The organism is Microcystis sp. M109S1 (assembly GCF_020247025.1).
Classification (GTDB): domain Bacteria; phylum Cyanobacteriota; class Cyanobacteriia; order Cyanobacteriales; family Microcystaceae; genus Microcystis.
In genome coordinates this window covers 1-3543 of the sequence record NZ_JADBRW010000015.1, presented here as the reverse complement: position 1 = coordinate 3543, position 3543 = coordinate 1, and the positions used below count along the sequence as shown (strand labels likewise).

General features: G+C 45.9%; 3 protein-coding genes and 1 pseudogene. 2 read left to right on the top strand and 2 right to left on the bottom strand.

Annotated features, from left to right (window positions below; translation table 11 throughout):
• Both IM322_RS00590 and IM322_RS00585 read left to right on the top strand, forming a co-directional pair.
• Window positions 1-150: pseudogene (locus IM322_RS00590) on the top strand (RNA-guided endonuclease TnpB family protein); the annotation flags it as partial.
• A gap of 146 nt (window positions 151-296) precedes the next feature.
• The gene (locus IM322_RS00585) at window positions 297-620 is read left to right on the top strand and encodes a 30S ribosomal protein PSRP-3 (protein ID WP_002760450.1); all 324 of its coding nucleotides are present in this window, start codon (window positions 297-299) and stop codon (window positions 618-620) included.
• A 351-nt stretch (window positions 621-971) separates the two neighbouring features.
• Here IM322_RS00585 and atpC read toward each other — a convergent pair whose 3' ends face one another.
• Window positions 972-1388 carry an ATP synthase F1 subunit epsilon gene (atpC, locus tag IM322_RS00580; RefSeq protein WP_149106594.1) on the bottom strand — a complete coding sequence of 139 codons (417 nt, stop codon included), beginning with the start codon at window positions 1386-1388 and terminating at the stop codon, window positions 972-974.
• Window positions 1389-1462: 74 nt separating this feature from the next.
• Entirely contained in the window at window positions 1463-2911 is a 1449-nt protein-coding gene (gene atpD, locus IM322_RS00575; protein WP_287676030.1) for a F0F1 ATP synthase subunit beta, read from the bottom strand.
• Between the last annotated feature and the right edge of the window lie 632 nt (window positions 2912-3543).

Genomic DNA, 3543 nt, shown 5'->3' with positions numbered 1-3543 from the left:
CATGACCGAGATATTAACGCAAGTAAAAATATTTTGGCCGCAGGGCTTGCGGTGTCAGTCTGTAGAGCGACCATAAGACCAGAACAGAGTAAATCTGTTAAGGCAGGTGCGGAACCCCGCAAGGGAAAGAAGCAGAAACCCAAATCGTGAGGTTTGGGAATCACCGTCCGTTTTACGGCGGCGAGGATGTCAAAGCGGTTATTGGCGAAAAAATAGGAAAAAATAGTTAAAAACTGACTGCGGAAAATTGAGTCAAAAGATGATATAATGGAGAATTGTACGATTAACGATTAACAATGACAGTCAGTTCCGAATCAAAGTTTATTTTAAAAGTATTGTGGTTAGATCAGAACGTAGCGATCGCTGTAGATCAGGTGGTCGGCAAAGGAACTAGCCCCCTGACCGCTTATTTTTTCTGGCCGCGCAATGATGCTTGGCAGCAACTGCAAGAGGAGTTAGAAGCAAAACACTGGATTGATGAGTCCGATCGCGTTGATGTTCTCAACAAAGCCACAGAAGTAATTAATTTTTGGCAAGAGTTACGCAATCAAGGCCGACAAATCCCCATGGCCGATGCACAGTTAAAATTCCCCGAAGTTGTTTTTAGTGGTAGTAATTAATTTATAGCAGTTATCTTAATGGGGAGCGACAAAATCTCCAGTTTTAGGCAACGGAAAACAGGAAACGTTTTCAGTGATCACCGATCAGGAGGAGAACAGCGACTTCTCAATAAGTAGGGAGGCACAATTATTTGTAGGATGGGTTAGCGCACTTCGTAACATAATCGGGCGTTGGGTTTCATGCTTCAACCCAACCTACGTTCATCTTATATTTAATTCCACCCACCTACTTAACATTATTCACTGAAACCTCAAATCTGATAACTGATAACTGATAACTGATAACTGAAAAAGAATCGGGTAGGTTTATATAAACCCGCCCGATTTTGCTTTAATTTGATTTGGTTTGGTTTAAACCGAGACTAAACCGCCAGCGGCCTGGTATCTAGCGCGAGCTTTGCGCCATGATTGTTGCGCTTGGATAGTTTTGCGACGGTCATCCCCTTTACTGACTTCATCGAGACGGGTTTGGGCCTGTTCGTATTCGGTGCGAGCTTTTTCTTTATCGATTTTTGAGCCTAATTCCGCCCCATTAACGAGGACTTTGATCTCATTATTTTCGACTTCGGCAAAACCGCCCAAAACCGCGATATTTTCCCAGTCTTTCCCCGGTCGAATTCGCATTACGCCAATATTCAGGGCAGTTAATAAAGGAGCGTGACCGCTAAGAATACCTAATTGTCCCGTGGAACTGGGTAGGATTACTTCTTCAGCCACGTTATCCCAGACAATGCGATCGGGTGTAATAACCCGTACTGTAATGCTCATTGGTGATAATAACGATAATTTTGGCAGATTTCTGGGTTAAGTAACCGCTAAACGCGGTTACTACTGACTTTTAATTAGCCTTTTTTGAGTTTTTCTCCTTTAGCGATCGCTTCATCGATATTGCCGACCATATAGAACGCTTGTTCGGGTAAGCTATCGAGTTCACCTTTGAGGATCATCTGGAAGCCTTTGATCGTATCAGCGAGGGTAACGTATTTACCCGGGGAACCGGTGAACACTTCGGCCACGAAGAAAGGTTGCGAGAGGAAACGCTCAATTTTGCGAGCGCGGTCAACGGTGAGACGATCTTCTTCCGACAATTCGTCTAAACCGAGAATAGCGATGATGTCCTGTAACTCTTTATAGCGTTGCAGGGTAGATTGGACGGCGCGAGCGGTGCCGTAGTGTTCATCACCGACGATATCAGCTTGGAGCATGGTGCTGGTGGAACCGAGGGGATCTACCGCCGGATAGATACCTTTGGAAGCCAGACCACGGGATAGTACAGTGGTTCCGTCCAAGTGAGCGAAGGTAGTAGCGGGAGCGGGGTCAGTCAAGTCATCCGCGGGTACATAGACTGCTTGGATGGAAGTGATCGATCCTTCTTTGGTGGAGGTAATCCGCTCTTGCAGGTCGCCTACGTCAGTGCCGAGGGTAGGTTGGTATCCTACCGCAGAAGGCATCCGACCGAGGAGCGCCGATACTTCCGAACCAGCTTGCACGAAACGGAAGATATTATCAATAAATAAGAGTACGTCTTGCTTGTTGACATCGCGGAAGTATTCGGCCATGGTCAAAGCGGAGAGACCGACGCGCATTCTCGCTCCGGGGGGTTCGTTCATCTGACCGTAAACGAGGGCGATTTTCGATTCTTCGGGGTTATCAGCGTTGATTACCTTCGATTCGATCATCTCGTTGTAGAGGTCGTTTCCTTCGCGGGTTCTTTCACCCACACCGCCAAAAACCGAGACACCACCGTGTTGAATGGCGATATTGTTGATTAATTCCATCATAATGACGGTTTTGCCCACACCAGCACCCCCAAAGAGGCCGATTTTGCCCCCTTGACGGTAGGGGGTGAGCAGGTCAATCACCTTGATACCAGTTTCAAAAACCGTCGGTGTTACTTCAAGATCGACTAATTTGGGAGCGGGACGGTGAATAGGAGAGGTTTCGATGACGTTAACCGGTCCTTTTTCGTCCACGGGTTCACCAAGAACGTTAAAAATCCGACCGAGGGTGCATTTACCCACGGGAACGCTAATCGCTGCGCCGGTGTCGACGATATCCATACCGCGCACTAAACCATCGGTGGTACTCATGGCAACGGCGCGCACTTGGTTATCACCGAGTAACTGTTGTACTTCACAAGTAACCGATAGATTTTGACCGGCGGAGTTAGTTCCTTTTACGGTTAAGGCATTATAAATACGGGGCAGTTTGCCACTGGGAAATTCGGCATCGATGACAGGACCGATGATCTGGACGATTTTACCAACGTTAGTTTCTGTTGTCGCTACCATTGTTTATGTCTACTCTGGGTTTTAGCTGATAACTCCCACAAGGGGAAAGTCTTAATTTTTTGTAAAATTAGCCAATACACAGCTTATCACGCTAGGGGATCAGATCAGTTATCAGTTATCAGTTACCCGTGATCAGATTTGAGTTTTCCGTGGACAGTCTGAGCGCTGATTGGTATTAAATGGCAATTTTCTGCTTACTGGTTACTGATCACTGATAAAAAGTAAGGCAGGCCTTAGCCTACCTTAAAACAAAGCGAGGTTGATCAACTTTGAGGATGCCGATGCAGTGGATGGAATTGGTCTATTACCATATATTGTCGATTATAGCAAGGGTTTTGCTGGTTGCATAGATTCAATTAACAAATAATTGTAAGCTTTACCATAGATTTTAGTCTATGTCTTGAGCCACAAGAACTATCTCCTGTCAAATTTGCAAGGGACAGCTTTACTGAGATGTACTCCCTTCCCTCAACTGTCCGGGATAATTGTGCTTTGACACTCCTGGGCCTAAAGGCGTGAGGATTCTTGAGCTAATCACAGCCCTTTCTGGTTTCCCTTACTTAGGTCTTACACGATTATGTCTGAACCGAACCTACTAGAATATCACTTGCTATCTAGTTATCCTTTTTATG

Coding starts and splice junctions, on each gene's coding strand:
- IM322_RS00585 (WP_002760450.1), top strand. CDS start 297: ATGACAGTCAGTTCCGAATCAAAGTTTATTTTAAAAGTATTGTGGTTA.
- atpD (WP_287676030.1), bottom strand. CDS start 2,911: ATGGTAGCGACAACAGAAACTAACGTTGGTAAAATCGTCCAGATCATC.
- atpC (WP_149106594.1), bottom strand. CDS start 1,388: ATGAGCATTACAGTACGGGTTATTACACCCGATCGCATTGTCTGGGAT.